Annotated in this window: 17 protein-coding genes and 1 tRNA gene; 5 read left to right on the top strand and 13 right to left on the bottom strand. The window is 66.5% G+C overall.

Annotation, left to right across the window (positions count from 1 at the left end; genetic code table 11):
- Positions 1 to 21: 21 nt before the first annotated feature.
- The 3 genes from BAU06_RS17565 to BAU06_RS17555 all read right to left on the bottom strand — a co-directional run bounded on the left by BAU06_RS17565 (position 22) and on the right by BAU06_RS17555 (position 3913).
- On the bottom strand, positions 22 to 702 hold the full coding sequence (locus tag BAU06_RS17565) for a TRADD-N-associated membrane domain-containing protein (protein WP_066352956.1): 681 nt from the start codon (positions 700 to 702) through the stop codon (positions 22 to 24).
- Positions 703 to 965: 263 nt separating this feature from the next.
- Entirely contained in the window at positions 966 to 2639 is a 1674-nt protein-coding gene (locus BAU06_RS17560) for a S53 family peptidase (protein ID WP_066352951.1), read from the bottom strand.
- A gap of 116 nt (positions 2640 to 2755) precedes the next feature.
- Entirely contained in the window at positions 2756 to 3913 is a 1158-nt protein-coding gene (locus tag BAU06_RS17555) for a serine hydrolase domain-containing protein (protein ID WP_066352950.1), read from the bottom strand.
- A 277-nt stretch (positions 3914 to 4190) separates the two neighbouring features.
- Between BAU06_RS17555 and BAU06_RS17550 the strand changes: the two genes are divergently transcribed.
- On the top strand, positions 4191 to 4472 hold the full coding sequence (locus tag BAU06_RS17550; protein WP_066352948.1) for a hypothetical protein: 282 nt from the start codon (positions 4191 to 4193) through the stop codon (positions 4470 to 4472).
- A 104-nt stretch (positions 4473 to 4576) separates the two neighbouring features.
- Positions 4577 to 5788, top strand: a complete 1212-nt coding sequence (locus tag BAU06_RS17545) for an MFS transporter (RefSeq protein WP_066352946.1) — start codon at positions 4577 to 4579, stop codon at positions 5786 to 5788.
- A 3-nt stretch (positions 5789 to 5791) separates the two neighbouring features.
- On the opposite strand, the gene BAU06_RS17540 is transcribed toward BAU06_RS17545, so the two are convergent.
- On the bottom strand, positions 5792 to 6112 hold the full coding sequence (locus BAU06_RS17540) for a hypothetical protein (RefSeq protein ID WP_066352944.1): 321 nt from the start codon (positions 6110 to 6112) through the stop codon (positions 5792 to 5794).
- Between the two features lie 424 nt (positions 6113 to 6536).
- Here BAU06_RS17540 and BAU06_RS17535 point away from each other — a divergent pair, with 424 nt between their 5' ends.
- Complete coding sequence (locus BAU06_RS17535) at positions 6537 to 7466, top strand: LysR family transcriptional regulator (protein ID WP_066352942.1); 930 nt, start codon at positions 6537 to 6539, stop codon at positions 7464 to 7466.
- On the opposite strand, the gene BAU06_RS17530 is transcribed toward BAU06_RS17535, so the two are convergent.
- The 7 genes from BAU06_RS17530 to BAU06_RS17500 all read right to left on the bottom strand — a co-directional run bounded on the left by BAU06_RS17530 (position 7457) and on the right by BAU06_RS17500 (position 14073).
- Positions 7457 to 8395 (bottom strand): SMP-30/gluconolactonase/LRE family protein, encoded by a 939-nt coding sequence (locus BAU06_RS17530; RefSeq protein WP_231933897.1) that lies wholly within the window; start codon positions 8393 to 8395, stop codon positions 7457 to 7459. The two genes, BAU06_RS17535 and BAU06_RS17530, sit on opposite strands and share 10 nt — an antisense overlap.
- On the bottom strand, positions 8395 to 9414 hold the full coding sequence (locus BAU06_RS17525) for an ABC transporter substrate-binding protein (protein WP_066352940.1): 1020 nt from the start codon (positions 9412 to 9414) through the stop codon (positions 8395 to 8397). The genes BAU06_RS17530 and BAU06_RS17525 overlap by 1 nt, the downstream gene beginning before the upstream one ends.
- A 61-nt stretch (positions 9415 to 9475) precedes the next feature.
- Positions 9476 to 10318, bottom strand: coding sequence for a fumarylacetoacetate hydrolase family protein (locus BAU06_RS17520; RefSeq protein ID WP_066352937.1), 843 nt, complete (start codon positions 10316 to 10318; stop codon positions 9476 to 9478).
- Positions 10319 to 10576: 258 nt separating this feature from the next.
- Positions 10577 to 11341 carry an SDR family NAD(P)-dependent oxidoreductase gene (locus tag BAU06_RS17515; RefSeq protein WP_066352934.1) on the bottom strand — a complete coding sequence of 255 codons (765 nt, stop codon included), beginning with the start codon at positions 11339 to 11341 and terminating at the stop codon, positions 10577 to 10579.
- Between the two features lie 38 nt (positions 11342 to 11379).
- Positions 11380 to 12186: an ABC transporter permease gene (locus BAU06_RS17510; RefSeq protein WP_066352932.1), complete on the bottom strand. Its 807-nt coding sequence runs from the start codon at positions 12184 to 12186 to the stop codon at positions 11380 to 11382.
- Positions 12167 to 13042 carry an ABC transporter ATP-binding protein gene (locus BAU06_RS17505; protein ID WP_156770263.1) on the bottom strand — a complete coding sequence of 292 codons (876 nt, stop codon included), beginning with the start codon at positions 13040 to 13042 and terminating at the stop codon, positions 12167 to 12169. The genes BAU06_RS17510 and BAU06_RS17505 overlap by 20 nt, the downstream gene beginning before the upstream one ends.
- Before the next feature lie 8 nt (positions 13043 to 13050).
- A complete protein-coding gene (locus BAU06_RS17500) occupies positions 13051 to 14073 on the bottom strand; it encodes an ABC transporter substrate-binding protein (protein WP_066352930.1) in 1023 nt (340 codons plus the stop codon).
- 207 nt (positions 14074 to 14280) lie between these two features.
- Here BAU06_RS17500 and BAU06_RS17495 point away from each other — a divergent pair, with 207 nt between their 5' ends.
- Both BAU06_RS17495 and BAU06_RS17490 read left to right on the top strand, forming a co-directional pair.
- A complete protein-coding gene (locus BAU06_RS17495) occupies positions 14281 to 14661 on the top strand; it encodes a RidA family protein (RefSeq protein WP_156770262.1) in 381 nt (126 codons plus the stop codon).
- The gene (locus BAU06_RS17490) at positions 14658 to 15701 is read left to right on the top strand and encodes a CobW family GTP-binding protein (RefSeq protein ID WP_066352922.1); all 1044 of its coding nucleotides are present in this window, start codon (positions 14658 to 14660) and stop codon (positions 15699 to 15701) included. The genes BAU06_RS17495 and BAU06_RS17490 overlap by 4 nt, the downstream gene beginning before the upstream one ends.
- Before the next feature lie 605 nt (positions 15702 to 16306).
- On the opposite strand, the gene BAU06_RS26685 is transcribed toward BAU06_RS17490, so the two are convergent.
- Positions 16307 to 16498: a hypothetical protein gene (locus BAU06_RS26685; RefSeq protein WP_156770261.1), complete on the bottom strand. Its 192-nt coding sequence runs from the start codon at positions 16496 to 16498 to the stop codon at positions 16307 to 16309.
- Between the two features lie 19 nt (positions 16499 to 16517).
- Positions 16518 to 16594: transfer RNA gene (locus BAU06_RS17485), tRNA-Met, on the bottom strand.
- Between the last annotated feature and the right edge of the window lie 29 nt (positions 16595 to 16623).

The following is a 16623-nucleotide window of genomic DNA, read 5'->3' as shown; positions in this document are numbered from 1 at the left end:
TCGCGTCGTCCCGCCCCGGCGCTAGGGGCTGCCGGGCAAGGGATGCTCGGCCAGGTCTATCGCCGTGATTCGCCGCGCGTCTGCTATCTGCGACGGCCGTATGACCGCATATATGTCCCTGGCGATGATCTCCGCCGCCGGCACGCCCGCATAGTGCAGCGACAAGTAGATTTTCAAGGCGTCCTTGGCTTCTTCGCTTTTCACGGTCTCGACCGTCCTTCGCGATTCAGTGTGCACTCTGTCGATGCGCAGCTTCTCGAAAAACTGCATCATCAATTGCTGGGCGTTCTTGGATTGCACGAAAGCCAGGGTGGCGACGGCTTCCATGATCAATCCCCCGAGGGTCTGGGCGAATATCGCCCCGCGATTCGTATAAAGCGTGGCCGCGAAGATGATGGCGAAGAAGCCGATCGCGGAGCTGGCGATCGCGAACCAGAAGGCGACTTGCGATTGCGCGAGCGTTTCGGCGTAATACTTGGAGAGCTGGCCGGCTTCGAACGCGGCGTCGGCCGGTTCGGACGCCCCATCGGCCGCGACGCCGCGTTTCAACCTGATGCCGGATACGGTGTCCGCCGAGCTGGCCCGCAGGAGCGCACTGCGTGGATTCGCCCATATCAACGCCGCGACCACGCAGCCCAGGGCGGCAAGCGCCACGACGGTGACCCACACCCATTTGGCGATATCGATGTTGCCGTTATCCATGGAGACCCCCTTGGTGGCGCAAGCCATGGTTCAGTGCGAAATGCGCGGTCAGGCAATGAATCGATGAGTATCCCGGCCGGCCTGCGGCGGCTCGACCGGGTGTTTCGAAATCGATTGTAGGCAGCCGGCCCATACTTGTCGCCATGCCGGCCCATGCTTAGGATGACCACGGAACGGTCTAGCGCGGTGCCTCCTGGACAGGGGCACCGCTTTCTTTCGCTGCCGGCCTATTGGCCAGGCGGGCTGGCCGCCAAGCGCCGGTTTCACGTCCCGGACGTCGGGATCTTCAGCGCCTTGGCGATATTCGACCCTAGCGGCGACCCCAGCCCGCAGCAGGCATTCCATGGGACCCCGGCCTGCGCGACGAACGCCACATCGCTGTCCGGCGCGCCGTTATTGCCCTGCGTGATGGGGTGGCACAGCTCGGCATCCCCGTAAAGCTGCGCCGCGTACAGCCACGGATTCAGGAAGCCCAGCGGCTTGCCGCCGTTGCCCTCGATCAGGCGGGCGATCAATGCCGCCCACATGGGGGCGGCCGCGCTGGTTCCGTAGTAATTGCCCGTGTTATCGGGCTGCAGTGCGTAGCCGCTCGATTCCGCGGCGTTGGCCGCGACGTCCGGTATGCCGCGCCCCGCCGGCATATCCTTGTTGAAGGAGTCCGGCAGGGACATTCCCTGCTGGTAGTCCGGCACACCGAACATCGTGCTGCGGCCGCCGCCCGTCGCGCACTTCTGATGGGCCACCACGAGTTCATTCCATACGACTTCGCCCTGCAGGTTGCGCTGGTTATCGAGCAGGAGCTCCGTGCCGCCGCACGCCAGTACGAATGGCGAGGTAGCGGGAAAGGCGCAGTTCTGCATGTACTTGCCGTTGTGTTTGCCCAAGGCACCGTAGTCGCCGGAGGCCACACAGACCGTCACGCCCTGCAAGCCCGCGATCGCGAACAGGATATGCGCGCTCAGCACGGTCTGGACGCCCCAGGCCGATTCCGGATTGCCCAGGCTGATGGACATGACGTGGCAGGGGAAGGCGGGCCGGTCCAGCGCCGCCAGCAAGGAATCGACCCAGGGATCGCAGCTATAGCCGTAGCTCTCCGCCTGTCCGTAGACCACGAGGGTGGCGCCCGGCGCCACCGCTCCAGTGAGCTTGATGTCCAACATGGCTTCGCCATCCGGTTCCGGCGGCAGGATCTGCGTCTCGCAAAAGGGCTGGCCCATGTCTATCATCGCGCGTATCACTTCGAGCTTTACGGTCAAGCCCAGGCTCGAGAAATACGCTTGGATGTCGTCGTTGTTCAGCGCCAGGTAGGCCTCGATGAACGCGACAGTCGCGCCGACGCCGGTAAATTCGGTCGGATACTTGTAATACTCGTTCGCCACGGTAATGGGCGGATTCTCCGCCATGGTTTCCATGCTGACTTCGCAGGGGATAGTGTCGGTCAGCCGGCACGCCAGGGATGACACCTCGTCCAGTCCCAGCACCGCGGCGACGTGCGGCGCCAAGGTGGCGGGCAGGGTCAGCGTACCCGCGTAGCCCCTGAAGACGCGGTCCTCATGTCGATACAACGCCAGCTCGGTGCCGAAGGCGCGCGCCAGGTCGCCAGCCTTGCCGACGATGGTGGCGAACAGGCCGCCCAGGGCCACCCGGTGCAGGGTGAAGCCATGTTGCGAGCAGAACGCGCGGACGGCATCCAGGGCCTCCGGCGGCGGGCCGAATTCCGCGGCCAGCCCCTGCGCATCCAGGAAGCGGCGTTGCGCGGGATGTTCCTTGCCCAGTTGCATGGCGCGCGCGAAAACGGCCTGGTCGCCGCCGCGCGGATGCAATCGCAAGGCGACGTGCAGTGTGGGACCCGGGTCCGCGGCGCCGGCCGGCCGGGTCAATAGATGCGCAGGCAACGCGCTCGCTTGCAATACCGTCGCTTCTTGTTCTTGCGTCATGGCGTTTCTCTTCCTTGTTGCGGGATACGGTCAGCGGCAGGCTGCCACATGGCGGCGCGCCGGTACGGCGGGAACGCGGGTCAGGCGGTTCAGGCGGTTCAGGCAGGGAACGCGGATCAGGCGGGACACTGGGGCGTCGTGGGCGGTTTGGGGAATTTCGACGGCTGCGCGGTGGCGCCACGCAGCTTGCCCAGCAGGGTGCGGCCGCCATGGACCACCGTGCCGCCGGCCTCGTCGCCGTCGGTATTTCCCAGGACGAAAACGCCCACCTTGGCGTGCGGGTCGAAGGCCATGTAGGAGTTGTAGCCAGGCAGCGCGCCGTCCTTGTCCAGATAGTCGTTCGACCGTTGCCAGCCCAGGCCCATCGAAAGCGAGTCGGAGGACGGCCATGGCTGTTGCGTGGCCGCGATGGCCTGCGCCAGCGCCGTGTCGCCGACGGAAGAGGGATCGATCTGCGCTTCCAGGAATGTCAGCATGTCGTCCAGTGTCGAGGACAGCGCGCCGGACGTCAGCGCCGCCGATCGTATGCCCCACGTCGGCGGATCGATCTTCGCGTATTCCGGTGCGCCGCCGCGGTCCTTGTAGACGTAGCCCTGGGCCACACGGCTCGCGACCTTCGAGTAATCCACATGGGTGGACCCCATTCCCAGGGGCTCGGTCACGTACTTCCGGACCAGGGATGGCCACTGCATATACGTGCTGTCCCATTCCGTGCTCGGTGTATCCGTGACAAAGGCGTGGGACAGGACGTCGCCCAGCAATGCGAAGCCGGGATTGCTGTACGCGAAGTATTCGCCGGGCGCATACGGAGGCTGGAAGGCGTCGAGAAACTCGTTCAGCGACGCAAAAGGGTAGTCGCCGAAGTGCGGCCGTTTGCCGCATACATGGAATGGGAAACCGGCGCTGTGCGTGGCCAGGTGCCACAGCAGTACCTGCCCGTTGGGCTGGTTGAAGGTGACGCTGGTGGGCAGCAGGGACGCGACGGGCGTATCGGCGGTGACCGGATTGCTTGCCTGCGACGCCGCCAGCGGCAGCAGGGTGGCCGTGAACACCTTGGAGTTCGATCCGATGAAGAAAACGATGTCCTGGCGCCGCGGCATGGGGCCGTCGCCATGCAGGCCGATACTTCCTTCCGTGAAGTAATGGCGGGTTTTATTGATCGTGATCCCGACAAGGAAGCCGACGCTTCCGCCCTTCTTGGGAGCATCCGGCGGGGTGACCCAGGGACCGAAGATTTCGGCGACCAAGGCGGATAAGGTGTCGGAATCGATCATCGTGGCGCTCCGGCAGGGCAGGAAAGCGCAAGAATATGGCAGCGATTATGCAAATGTCATCTCAAATGCGAAACGGCAAAACAAATTCCGGAGCCATAGGCAAAAATGCGACATCGGGGCCCGGCGCCGGGGCGGATGCCCGCCCCAATGGCCGCCCCGATGGCCGCACCCTACAATCCGGCCGAGAAGCCGGCCCGCGCGTCCCGCGCCGCGGACGCAAGCCAAACGAGCGGTGTGCTCGCTTGCGCGGGCCGCACTGCCATCTGGAGTCAGCATCATGAAACCCTATCGTCAGGCGCCCGTCCTGTTTGCCGCGCTGTGCGCCTTGCTCTCGGGCTGCGCCCATCCGCCTCCCGCGGATCCGGGGCCGCCGGTATACAGCGCGGCGCCCGAATCCAGCGCGGCCGGGGGCGTTGCGCCCAGCGGCCCCAGGCCGGCCTTGACGATACAGTCGGGCGAGGGCGAAAAACTGAACCTGCCCTGGTTTGTCAGGGACGCGACCGACTGGATCAACGAGCGTAGCGCCCCGTCGCCGCTGGAACGGCCGCCCGGCAGCTAGCGCGCCGGGTGCGTCTTGGCATCGCGGCCGGACGGCGTAAAATGCTCGCTGCACCGCAGCAATTGCGGTGGCTGCATCCGTTCTACCGTTATCCGGGACACCCCATGACCGATTCCTCCGCCGTGCCGCACCGGCTCGGCCTTGTGCTTGTCGCGCTCGCCGTCGGCAGCTTCGCCATCGGCACCACCGAATTCGCCACCATGAGCCTGCTGCCGTACTTCGCGGACAGCCTGGGCATCGATGCGCCGACCGCCGGCCATGTCATCAGCGCCTATGCCCTGGGCGTGGTGGTGGGCGCGCCGGTATTGGCGGTGCTGGGCGCCAGGCTGCCGCGGCGCACGCTGCTGATCCTGCTCATGGGTTTGTTCGCCATCGGCAATGGCCTCAGCGCGGTGGCGCCGAATTATCACGCGATGCTGGCCGCGCGGTTTCTCAGCGGGCTGCCGCATGGCGCCTACTTCGGCATCGCGTCGCTGCTGGCCAGTTCCCTGGTCCCGGCCAACCGCCGCACGGTCGCGGTGGGACGCGTGTTCCTGGGCCTGACCTTCGCGACCATCGTCGGCGTTCCCTTGGCCAATTGGCTGGGCCAGGCAGTGGGCTGGCGCTGGAGCTTCGCCCTGGTTTCCTTGCTGGCCGTGCTGACGATGACCAGCGTGCGCCTGTTCGCGCCGCATACGCCCGCCGATCCCACGGCCAGCCCCTTGCGCGAGCTCGGCGCGCTGCGCCGGGTCCAGGTGTGGCTGACGCTGGGCATCGGTGCCGTCGGCTTCGGCGGGCTGTTCGCCGTCTACACCTACCTGGCCGATACCCTGGCCGCCGTGACGCACGTGGCGCCCGCCACCGTGCCCCTGGTCCTGAGCGTGTTCGGCGTGGGGCTTACCGTGGGCAATATGGTGGTGCCGCTGTATGCGGACCGCGCCATCATGCGCACCGCGGGACTGTTGCTGCTGTGGACGGCGACCGTGCTGGCGCTGTTTCCCTTGATGGCGGACAAGCTGTGGCTGATCATGTTGAGCGTCTTCCTGATCGGGCTGGGCGGGGCCCTTGCCACCGTGCTGCAGACCCGCTTGATGGACGTCGCCGAAGACGCGCAGGGACTGGCGGCGGCCTTGAACCATTCGGCTTTCAATACGGCCAATGCGCTGGGGCCTTTCCTGGGCGGCCTGGCGATCGCCGCCGGCCATGGATGGACGTCCACCGGCTGGGTGGGCAGCCTGTTGGCGATAGCGGCCATGCCGCTGTGGCTGCTGGCCGTGACCTTGCATCGCCGCCGCGCCACCGCGGTCGGCGTGGTGGCCAGCCGGCAGGCCGGCTAGCCGCTATGGCGCGGTGCGGTCATCGGCGGCGTCGCGCGGGGCCGCTACCGTGCCGCGGTCCGCGTCCGCCGCGTCGCGGCCGAGATGGCCGGACACACTGGCCTGGGTCGCGGCCACCGCCTGTATCAGCGCGTCGCGATGCATGCACAAAGCCGTCATATGTTTTTCCATCTGGCGCGCGCGCAGTTTCTCCAGCCATGCCCGCGCCCGCTGCTGGTGCAAGCCTGCGATCAGCCGGTACTGGCAATCGAGCCGGTGCCGGAATTCGGCGATGAGCAGGTCCGTCTTGCGCAAATCGATGTATAGCTGGTGCGGGTTATCCATGGTCGGCTCCTGCAAGCATTGAACGGCCGCGCGCGAACGCCAACGATGCACCGAAAAAAGCCCCTGCGGGCCGGGAGCAGTGCGCCGGGATGGCGCTGTTGTCGGTAAGACCGTGTCGACGTCGCCGTCCTGTCCGCTCATGGTGTGGCTACCCCGAGGCGACCGGATGGATGCGGGCTGGCCGCCGGTTCTTTCAAGGCCTGTCGCGGCGTGCCTGAGCGCGGCCAGCGTGGGCGGAAGGGCGCGCGACCGTTGTATAGTGCTGACGCGCATGCGGCGGGCCGCCGTCGCCGGTGCGGGGCCCGGCCGCCGCCAGGGTACGCCGCCGCCTTCACGATACCGCCGCATGTAAACAAGGACCAGGCCAAGCCCGGCACCCCGACGGTGCGCCAGGGCCGGCATGCCCTGGCGTTGGAGGAGGCTGATGCGTTTCGACCTGCTGTCGCTCAAGCTGTTCGTGGCGGTCTGCGAACACCTGAATATTTCGCGGGCGGCGGATGCCGAGAGCATCGCGCCGTCCGCGGTAAGCAAGCGCATCTCCCAGATGGAGGACATGCTCAAGACGCCGCTGTTCCTGCGCAGCAACAAAGGCCTGGAGCTGACGCCGGCGGCGCACTCGCTGCTGAACCATGCGCGCGTCATCCTGCGCGACCTGGCGCAGATGGAAAGCGAGTTGTTCGATCACGCGGAAGGCCTGCGCGGGCAGATACGGCTGCATGCCAGCCTGTCGACCATCGTCCAATACCTGGCCAACGATATCCGCGATTTCCTCGCCCTGCACCCCGCCTTGCGTATCGACCTGCAGGAAAGCCTCAGCCCGGAGGTCGTGCGCGCCGTGGCGGACAATGCCGCCGATATCGGCATCTTCGGCGGCAATGCGCTGGTGCCGGGCCTGCGGGTTTATCCCTATCACAGCGATCGCCTGGTCGTGATCATGACGTCGGATCACGTACTGGCGAAGGCGCGCACGCTGACGTTCCGCCAGGTCGCCGAGCATGACCTGGTCGGTCCGCAACCTGGCAGTTACCTGAATTCGCTGGTCTTGCGCGCCGCGGCGGACCTGGACTTTCCGCTGCGCTTCCGCATCCGCGTCAACGGCTTCGAACCCGCGCGCAGCATGGTAGAGGCCCGGTTGGGCATCGCGCTGGTCTCGGAACACCACGCGGCGCGCTATGTGTCTTCCGGTCCCCTGGTCGCCGTCCCGCTGGACGAGGACTGGGCCATGCGGCACTGGAAGATCTGCGTGCGCGACGCGGAGTCCCTGCCGGCGCCCGTGCAGTTGCTGATCCGGCATCTGAGCGAACATGGCGATGCCGGTACGCCGAGTTCGCCCGGCCGGCCCGCTCAGCCGTAGGGCAGGCGCAGCCCCGCATCGGGCCAGGGCATGGCCACCAACTGGCCGGTGCCCGACAAGGTGATGTAGGCCGTCTTGCGGTCCGGGCCGCCGAAGCAGATGTTGGTGACCATGGGATCGGGCAGCATGACTTGACGCAGGATTTCGCCGGAGGGCGCGATGACGGTGATGCATCCGGTGATCAATGTCCCCACGCAGATATTGCCGTGCACGTCGATCGCCATGCTGTCCAGGCGCTGGTAACCCGGCAAGGTGCATATCAATCGTCCGCCGTGGGGCGAAGGAAAGGGATGCTTGCGCGGCCGGCCGGGGCCGTCCAGGTCGAAGGCCCAGACGCGGCCCGTTTCGGTTTCCGATACGTAGACCACCGTTTCGTCCGGCGACAGGCCCACGCCATTGGCCGTGGTCAAGGGGTAGGCGACCTCCACGATCGACGATCCGTCGGCCCGCGCGTAGTACAGGCCGGCGTGGTCGCGATCGCGCTTGCGGTTCTTGCCGAAGTCGGTGAAGTAAAAGCCGCCCTGGCTGTCGAACACCAGATCGTTGGGGCCGCACAGCGGCGCATCGCCGCAGCGGTCGTACAGCGTGCGCAGTTCGCCGGTGCTCGCGTCGTACCGCTCGATGCGTCCGCTGGTATAGGCGGGATGCACGCCGGCCCGCGTGCGGTTGTAGCCGGCGATGGTCTGGAACAGGAAGCCGCCGTTATTCGCGATGTAGTACGCGCCGTCCGGCCCCCGGGCCAGCCCGTTGGGGCCGCCCCCGGTCTGGATCAATACTTCCACGCCGCCATCCGGCGTGACGCGGCTGATGGTTTCGCGCTGGATTTCCACCAGCACCACCGAGCCGTCGTCGCACGCCACCGGGCCCTCCGGGAACAGAAGCCCGCTTGCCATGACCGTGAAGTCCGCCATCGTTTTATCCGTCTTCATCACTGCCTGGGCACCTGCTGCACGAAACGATTGGTGTAAGTCGCGTCCAGATCGATCTTCGCCTGCGCGATGGCGGGGTCGAAAGCGGCCAGGACGTTGCGCACCGTGCGGGCGGCCTCGTCCGTCATGACGCCGTCCCGTGACAGGCAGGCGCGCATGTTGGTGAACGCCTGGGCGAATACCTCTTTGTCGGCCAGCGCATACTCGGGCGGCACGGCGGCGGCCACCTGCTCGGGCGTCGCCTGGGCCAGCCATTGCTCGGCGCGCACGATCGCGGTCGTGATGGCCTGCACGGTATGGGGGTTCTTGTCGATGAAATCCTTGGTGGAATAGATGGCCGCCTCCGGATAATTGCCGCCCAGCGTCTGCTGCGTGGATTGCGGGCTGCGCATCGCCGCCAGCGGGAACAGGTCGCCGCTATCCTGCAGGATGGTCGCGACAGGATCGTTGGACATCATGGCGTCCACCTGCCCGCTGCGCGCGGCGGCAACGGCGCCGGACGAGGAGCCCACGCCGATGATGGAGACTTCGTCGGGCTTCACGCCGGCGCGGCTCAGCAGGTAGTTCACGCCCATATGGAAGCTGGAGCCCGGGGAGCTGACGCCGATGCGCTTGCCCTTCAGGTCGGCATAGGACTTGATCTTGTCGCGGCTGGCCTTGGTCACCCCGAAGACGAAGCCGGGGCAGTTCGCCTGGATCGCGAAGGACACCAGCTTCTGGCCCTTGACGGCCATGGTGATGGTGTTGGAATACGCGCCCGCCACGAAGTCCGCGCTGCCGCCCATCAGGGCCTGCAGGGCCTTGGCGCCGCCGCTGTACACGCCGATGTCGACATCCAGCCCCGCCTGCTTGAAGTAGCCGCGGCTGCTGGCGATCACGAAGGGCAGGTAGGGGAAACCGACACCGGCGGCGGCCAGGTGCAGTTTGGGTTTTTCGGGCGTGCCCTGTGCCCGCGTGGCCGCCGGCGCGCCGGCCAGCAATGCCAGGGAAAGCGACGCCGCGGCGAAACGCATGGTCATGGTGTTCTCCTCCTTGGGGCGCGGGCGGCGGACCCGTGTCCGCGTCCCGCCATCTCGTTCTTCAGCCTTGGACCACGTCCTGGCGCTGCGTGCCCAGGCCCTCGATACCCAGGGTCACGACATCGCCGGCCTTCAGGTAGACCTGGGGGTTCTGCCCCAGGCCCACGCCGGGCGGCGTGCCGGTCGAAATAATGTCGCCGGGTTGCAGCGACATGAACTGCGACAGGTAGGACACCAGATAGCGCACGCCGTACACCATGGTCGCGGTACTGCCGTTCTGGTAGCGGTGGCCGTTGACTTCCAGCCACATCGGCAGCGCCTGCGGGTCGGCGATCTCGTCGGGCGTCACCAGCCAGGGCCCGATGGGGCCGAACGTGTCGGCCGACTTGCCCTTGGTCCACTGGCCCTGGCGCTCGGCCTGGAAGGCCCGTTCGGACACATCATTGATCAGGCAATAGCCCGCCACATGCGCCATGGCGTCGCGTTCCGCGACGTACTTGGCCGGCTTGCCGATGACCACGCCCAGCTCCACTTCCCAATCGGTTTTCTCGGCGCCGCGCGGGATTTCGATGGGGTCGCCGGGCCCCGTGATGGCGCTGGTCGCCTTCATGAAAATGATGGGCTCCGGCGGCACGGTGGCGCCGGTTTCGGCCGCATGGTCCGAATAGTTCAGCCCGATGCAGATGAACTTGCCGGTGCCCGTCACGCAGGGTCCCAGGCGCGGCGTGCCGGGGACCAGCGGCAGGCTGGCCGGGTCGACGGCCCTCAGGCGGGCCAGGGTCTCGGGCAGCAGCGCGGCCCCGCCGATGTCGGCGATGTGGCCGGACAAATCGCGTATGCGGCCCTGGGCGTCCAGCAGTCCGGGCTTTTCCTGGCCCCTGGCGCCGTAGCGTAGCAACTTCATACTTCAACTCCCTTGTTTACGGATGGAAAGGGCGGATGCAAAGGCCCGCCGGGCGGCACGCGCTCCGGCAGGCGGCAAGGCAAGGACGTCACGGCTGGGCCGCGGGACCGCCTCGGGCAGTGGACCGTCCCGGCGGCAGACCGTGTCGGCGGCGGACCGTGTCGGGGCGCCGGACGCCGATGCGTTCACCCGCTCGCGCCGGATAGCCGGGTCCCTGGGGGCCGCGAGGGTCGCGGGTAGTCTCGCTGGGGTCGGCCTTCAATACGTCGCGCGTCCGCCGGACAGGTCGAAGACGGCGCCCGTGGTGAAGGAGTTCTCTTCGCTGGACAGCCAGGCGATCATCGCGGCGGCCTCATGCAGCTCCAGGAAGCGGCCGCGCGGAATGCGGCTGAGCATGTAGGCGATATGCTCCGGCGACTGCTGCTCCATGGCGCCGGGCGTGCGGGCCACGGCCGGGGTCACGCAGTTGACGGCGATATCGTGGGCGGCCAGTTCCTTGCCCAGCGACTTGGTCATGGCGATCACCGCCGCCTTGGCCGAGCTATACGCCGCCGCGTTGGGATTGCCTTCCTTGCCGGCGATGGAGGCCACATTCACGATGCGGCCGTACTTCTGCGCCACCATGATGGGGGCGACGGCGCGGCAGCAATAGAAGGTGCCGTTGACGTCGACGTCGATGACCTTGCGCCACTGGTCCAGCGGATACTCGGCCAGGGTGGTGTTGGGGCCCACGATGGCCGCGTTGTTGATCAGGATTTCCAGCTTGCCCAGCGCGCGCAGGGTGCCCGCCACGCCGGCTTCCACGCTGGCGTAGTCGGCGATATCGACATGCTCGGTGTGCACGTCATGGCCCGCGCCACCCAGCTCCTTTTTCACCTTTGCCAGTGCATCGGCGTTGACGTCCCATATCGCCACGCGCGCGCCGGATTCCAGGAAGCGGCGCACCACCGTCAGGCCGATGCCCTGGGCGCCGCCGGTGACCACGGCCACGCGGCCGTTCAGATGGATGGCATTCGTTTGCAAGATGCGTTTCCTTTGTTTGCTCGTGGATGGAAGAACTCTCAGGCGTTGGCCGCCACCGTCTGGCCGGCCACCGGCCGCCAGCGCATGAAGTGGTCCTCGAACAGCGACACGGCGGTGTCCAGCACCAGCGCGAAGACGGTCAGCAGCAGGATGCCGGCGATCACGGAATTGATGTCGAACACGCCTTCGGCCAGCAGGATCAGATAGCCCACACCTTTTTCGGAGCCCAGGTACTCGCCCACCACGCTGCCCACGAAGGCGATGCCCACGGCGTTGTGCAGGCTGGAGAACACCCAGCTCATGGCCGACGGCATGTAGACATGCCGCATCAGCTGGCGCGAGCTCGCGCCCAGCATGCGGGTGTTGGACAGCACCGCCGGACTGACTTCGCGCACGCCCTGGAACACGTTGAAGAACACCACGAAGAACACCAGCGTGACGCCCAGCGCGATCTTGGACCAGATGCCCAGCCCGAACCACAGGGCGAAAATGGGCGCGAAGATCAGGCGCGGCATGGAGTTGAAGGCCTTGATGAACGGGTCCGTGACCACCGCCAGGAAGGGATTCAGCGCCAGCCACAAGCCGCAGGCCAGGCCCAGCACGGTGCCGATGACGAACGCCAGCAGCGTTTCGATCAGCGTGGTGTACAGGTGGATGAAGATCGACCCGCTGGTGAACCAGGTGACGATGCGTACCGCCACCCCGACGGGGTCGCCGAAGAAAAACGTGGACAGCCACTGCTGGCTGGTCCCCAGCCACCACAGGAACACCGCCCCCGCCAGCAGCAGCAGGCGCGTGACCAGGACCAGCAGGCGGTTGCGCGGATCAAGAACGAGCGCTGGCATAGCTTTTCAATACCTCCCCTCTGAGCACTTCCCATATTTCGGTATGCAGCTGCAGGAAGCGCTGTGTCATGCGGATTTCCGCGACTTCGCGCGGCCGTTCCAGGTCGATCTCGAATTCGGCGATGGGGCGGGTGCCCGGCCCCGCGGACAACACGATCACGCGGTCCGACAGCGATATCGCTTCTTCCAGATCGTGCGTGACGAAAATCACCGACTTGCGGTCGGCCGACCACAGGCGCAGCAGCTCGTCCTCCATCAGGTGGCGGGTCTGGATATCCAGGGCGCTGAACGGTTCGTCCATCAGCAGGATGCGGGGGTTCAGCACCAGGGCCTGGGCCAGGCCGGCACGCTTGCGCATGCCGCCGGACATCTGGTGCGGATACTTCTTGCCGTGGCCGGCCAGCCCCACGCGCTCCAGCCACTGGCGCGCCGAGTCCAGCGCCTGGGGCTTGGGCATGCCATGGAAGATCAGGCCCGCCGCGATGTTGTCTTCCGCGGTCTTCCACGGCATCAGCGCATCGACCTGGAACAGGTACGAGGCATCCTTGTTCAGGCCTTGGGTCAAGGGCTTGCCGAAGACGCTCAAGGTCCCGCTGGAGGGCCGCATCAGCCCCGCAGCCACATTCAGCAGCGTGGACTTGCCGCAGCCCGTGGGGCCCACCACGGACACGAATTCGCCATCGCGGATCGCCAGGTCGACATCGCGCACGGCGGTATAGGTCTGTCCGCGGCCCTCGTTGCTGGCGAAGGTGCAGGTCACGCCGTCGAACCGCAGCGCTTCCCGCGCCGCGTCCGTCCGGTCGTGTGCCCGCGGGGAGGGATCCCCGAGCGCGGGTGGGTCGATACTGCGCAGCATGGCACCTCTCATTGCACCGTTTCTCCAGCCTTCTTCACATAGCGGTTGTCGTACGTGGCCGCCAGATCGATGTGGGCGGCGCCGATGGAGGGGTCGAACGCGGCCAGCACATCCTGCACGGTGCGCGCGCCGGCGTCGCTGATCATCCCGTCGGCCGACAGGCAGCGGCGGCTGTTCTCGAAGGATTTGGCGTACAGGCTCTTGTCGCCGACCACGTATTCGGCCGGCACCGTGTCCACGACTTGCTGGGGCGTGGCCTTGGCCATCCAGTGCTCGGCGCGGACGATGGCATTGGCGACGGCCTGTACCGTGCGCGGGTTCTTCTCCACGAAGGACCGTGTCGCGTAGATGCTGGACTCGGGATAGTCGGCGCCGAAGACCTGCTTGTTGCCGTCGGCCGTGCGCATTTCGGCCAAAGGCTTGAGATCGCCCCCATCCACCAGCACGGTCGCCACCGGATCGTTGACGATGAGCGCGTCGATCTGCCCGGCGCGCACGGCCGCCACGGCACCGGCGGCCTGGCCCACGCCTATGATCGATACGTCATCCGGCTTCAACCCGGCCTTGTGCAGGATGTAGTTGACCACCATATGGGTGCTGGAACCCGGCGCGCTGACGCCCACGCGCATACCCTTCAGGTCGGCGGGCGATTTGACCTTGTCGAAATTTTTCCGGGATGTGCCGAACACCCAGCCCGGGCAGACCACCTGGGCCGCGATGGTGACCAGTTTCTGGCCTTTTGCCGCCATGGTCAGCGTGTTCGAATAGGCGCCGGCCGTCATGTCGGTGCTGCCCCCTATCATGGCCTCCAGCGCCTTGGAGCCGCCGGAGAAGGCCGCGATGGTCACGTCCAGGCCTTCGTCGCGGAAGTAGCCCAATTGCTTCGCGATGATGGCCGGCAGATACGTGATACCGGTGGAGGCCGCGCCTATCTTCAGCGCTTTCTTTTCGGGGGGCGTCGCGGATCGCGCCGGCGCGCTCGCGCATACGATCATGGCGGCGCCCAGGGCGGCCGCCAGCAGGGTTTTCATGGTTGTCTCCTTCTTGGTTTCTTCTCGCCGGTGCCTGGGCATCGACGGCGAGTAATGATGCATGTTGCGGCATGGCCCCGGCGTGGTTTTTCGGAAAACCACCATCTCGGATCGCGATGGCGGAACCGTCGCGGGCCGGCTGCCCCGGGCCGGTCGAAGCCGGTATGATGGCCGTTCGCCTTCATGCATCCGGACCATCCATCGACCATGATCGAACGTATCGAAACCACGGGCGCGCCGCTGCCCGCGGGCCACTACTCGCAAGCCATCAAGGCCAACGGTTTTGTATTCGTGTCGGGGCAGCTGCCTTTTCCGCCCGGCGCGCAACGCGTCATGCCCGATGGCATCGCCGCCCAGGCCCGGCAGTGCCTGGAGAACCTGCGCGCCATCCTGGATGCCGCGGGCACCACGATGGAGCACCTGGTCAGCGTGCAGATCTTCATTCCCGACGTATCGCTGTGGGGCCAGGTGAATGCCGTGTACGAAGCCGTCATGGGCAGCGCGCGCCCGGCCCGTACGGTCGTGCCGACCACCGCGCTGCACTACGGCGCGCTGATCGAGCTGAATGCGGTCGCGGTCTGCCCTTGACGGCATCCGGCACCTCCGCGGACGCCCGCATCGGCGTCACGGTCCTGACGGGCTTCCTGGGCAGCGGCAAGACCACCTTGCTCAACCGCATGGTGCGCGAGCCGCGCTTCGCGCGCTCGGCCGTGGTCATCAATGAGTTCGGCCAGATCGGCGTCGACCACCATCTGGTGCGCCACGTCAGCGATACCGTGCGCGTGGTGGAGGGCGGTTGCATCTGCTGCATGGTGCGCGGCGGCGTGGCCGACACGCTGCGCGACCTTTTCCTGCTGGCGGTCCGTCGCGCGATCCAGCCCTTCCGGCATGTCCTGGTCGAGACCAGCGGGCTGGCCAGTCCCGCGCCCATCCTGTTCACGCTGCGTCACGAACCCTTCCTGGCGGAGCGCTACGTCTATGACGGCACCATCGCCGTCGCGGATGCGCAGCGCGTGGCGGGGCAGATCGCGACCGAGCCGGAGGCCGTCCAGCAATTGGCCCTGGCCGACGAAGTCGCCGTCAGCAAGGCCGACCTGGCGTCCGCCAGCGAACTCGAAGGCGCGCGCGTGGCGATCGCGGGCATCAATCCGATCGCGGGGCTGCATGTCCTGGACCGGGACGGCCCCTTGCCCGCCGGCTTGCTGGCCGAAACGCTATACCGCGGGCGGCGCGGGGTGGCGCCGGCGGGTACGCCCTGGCTGGGGGGGTATGCGACCAACGGACGAGGCGCCGGCCTGGCGGGTCGGGCATCCCACGACGTGGCCGTGGCCACGCTGATCCTGCCGCCCACCGTCCCCCGCGCGCGCTTCGTGCGCGGGATGTCGGCGCTGCAAGCGGAACTCGGCGCGTCGCTGTTGCGCATGAAAGGCCTGGTCCGTTTCGAGGGCGACGGCGCGCCGAGCGCCGTGCACGGCGTGCACGACCAGCTTTACCCCGTCGTGCCGCTGCGGGCATGGCCCGGCGACGACGCGGAGCCCAGGCTGGTCTTCATCGCTCGCGGGATCGACGCGGCACAGCTGGACAGGCGGGTGCGACACCATCTGGGGCCGGGATTTTTCTCCCTATGAAACCGTTAATGTGGGTATAATTTGTAGGTTCCTGCAGGCGGTTCGGCTTGATTACGGGCGGCCAGACAAAGGGCATGCCCCGGATAGGCCGTTTCAGGTGGTTCGCATGGTGGTTCGCGCATTTCGCAGCCCGCTTCCATCTTTTTCCGTCGACGCGCAGGTAGAACGGCAATAAAAAGACGCTCCGATAATCCGGGGTAATGCCGGACGGCTCAGTTCAATATTCATCGGCGCCGCGCCGGGTATCCCCAGCCAGACCAGGGGTGCGCGGATACTGTCCGCCTGTCGTCCATTGCCATATCGTTCCTTTTCGGCATTCGCGGTTCGTGGTTGCTCAAGCATGCCTCGGCGCCGCATGGGTATCGCAAACCAGCCTTATAGGCCGAGGTTTATTTGCAAGCGATTTTCTGTTCCAAGCCGCGGTCCGCGGCTGCTTTCGCACAGGCGCGTGTGGGTGTCGTGACGGCGTGCGCCGTATGGCAGGGCATCTCGCGCATGGCGAGCCGGAAAACCGCGATGGCTTATCGCGATCGATGCGATGCGGATGCCGATCGGCGCGATGGCGATGGCGATGGCGATGGCGATGGCTTTGGACGGCCAGGCGTCTATGGGGCAGGGGCAGGAGCCAAGATCGGGCGCGCGGCGCTGGCGCGCGTGTCGCGGTCTTTGGCCGCGCTGCCTTTGTCGTCGTCGACCTCGTCCGTATCGCCGCTGTCTTTGCCGCTGCTGTCTTTGTCGCCGCTGTCTTCGTCACGTACAGCCGCCGCAAAACAAAAAAGGCTTGGCGAATTCGCCAAGCCTGATCTGCATGCTGTTTGGTTGCGGGGGCAGGATTTGAACCTACGACCTTCGGGTTATGAGCCCGACGAGCTGCCAGACTGCTCCACCCCGCGTCTGGAGAAAGAAATATTACTTCAGTTTT

Source organism: Bordetella bronchialis (assembly GCF_001676705.1).
Taxonomy (GTDB): domain Bacteria; phylum Pseudomonadota; class Gammaproteobacteria; order Burkholderiales; family Burkholderiaceae_B; genus Bordetella_C; species Bordetella_C bronchialis.
This window is presented reverse-complemented; position numbering and strand designations above follow the sequence as displayed.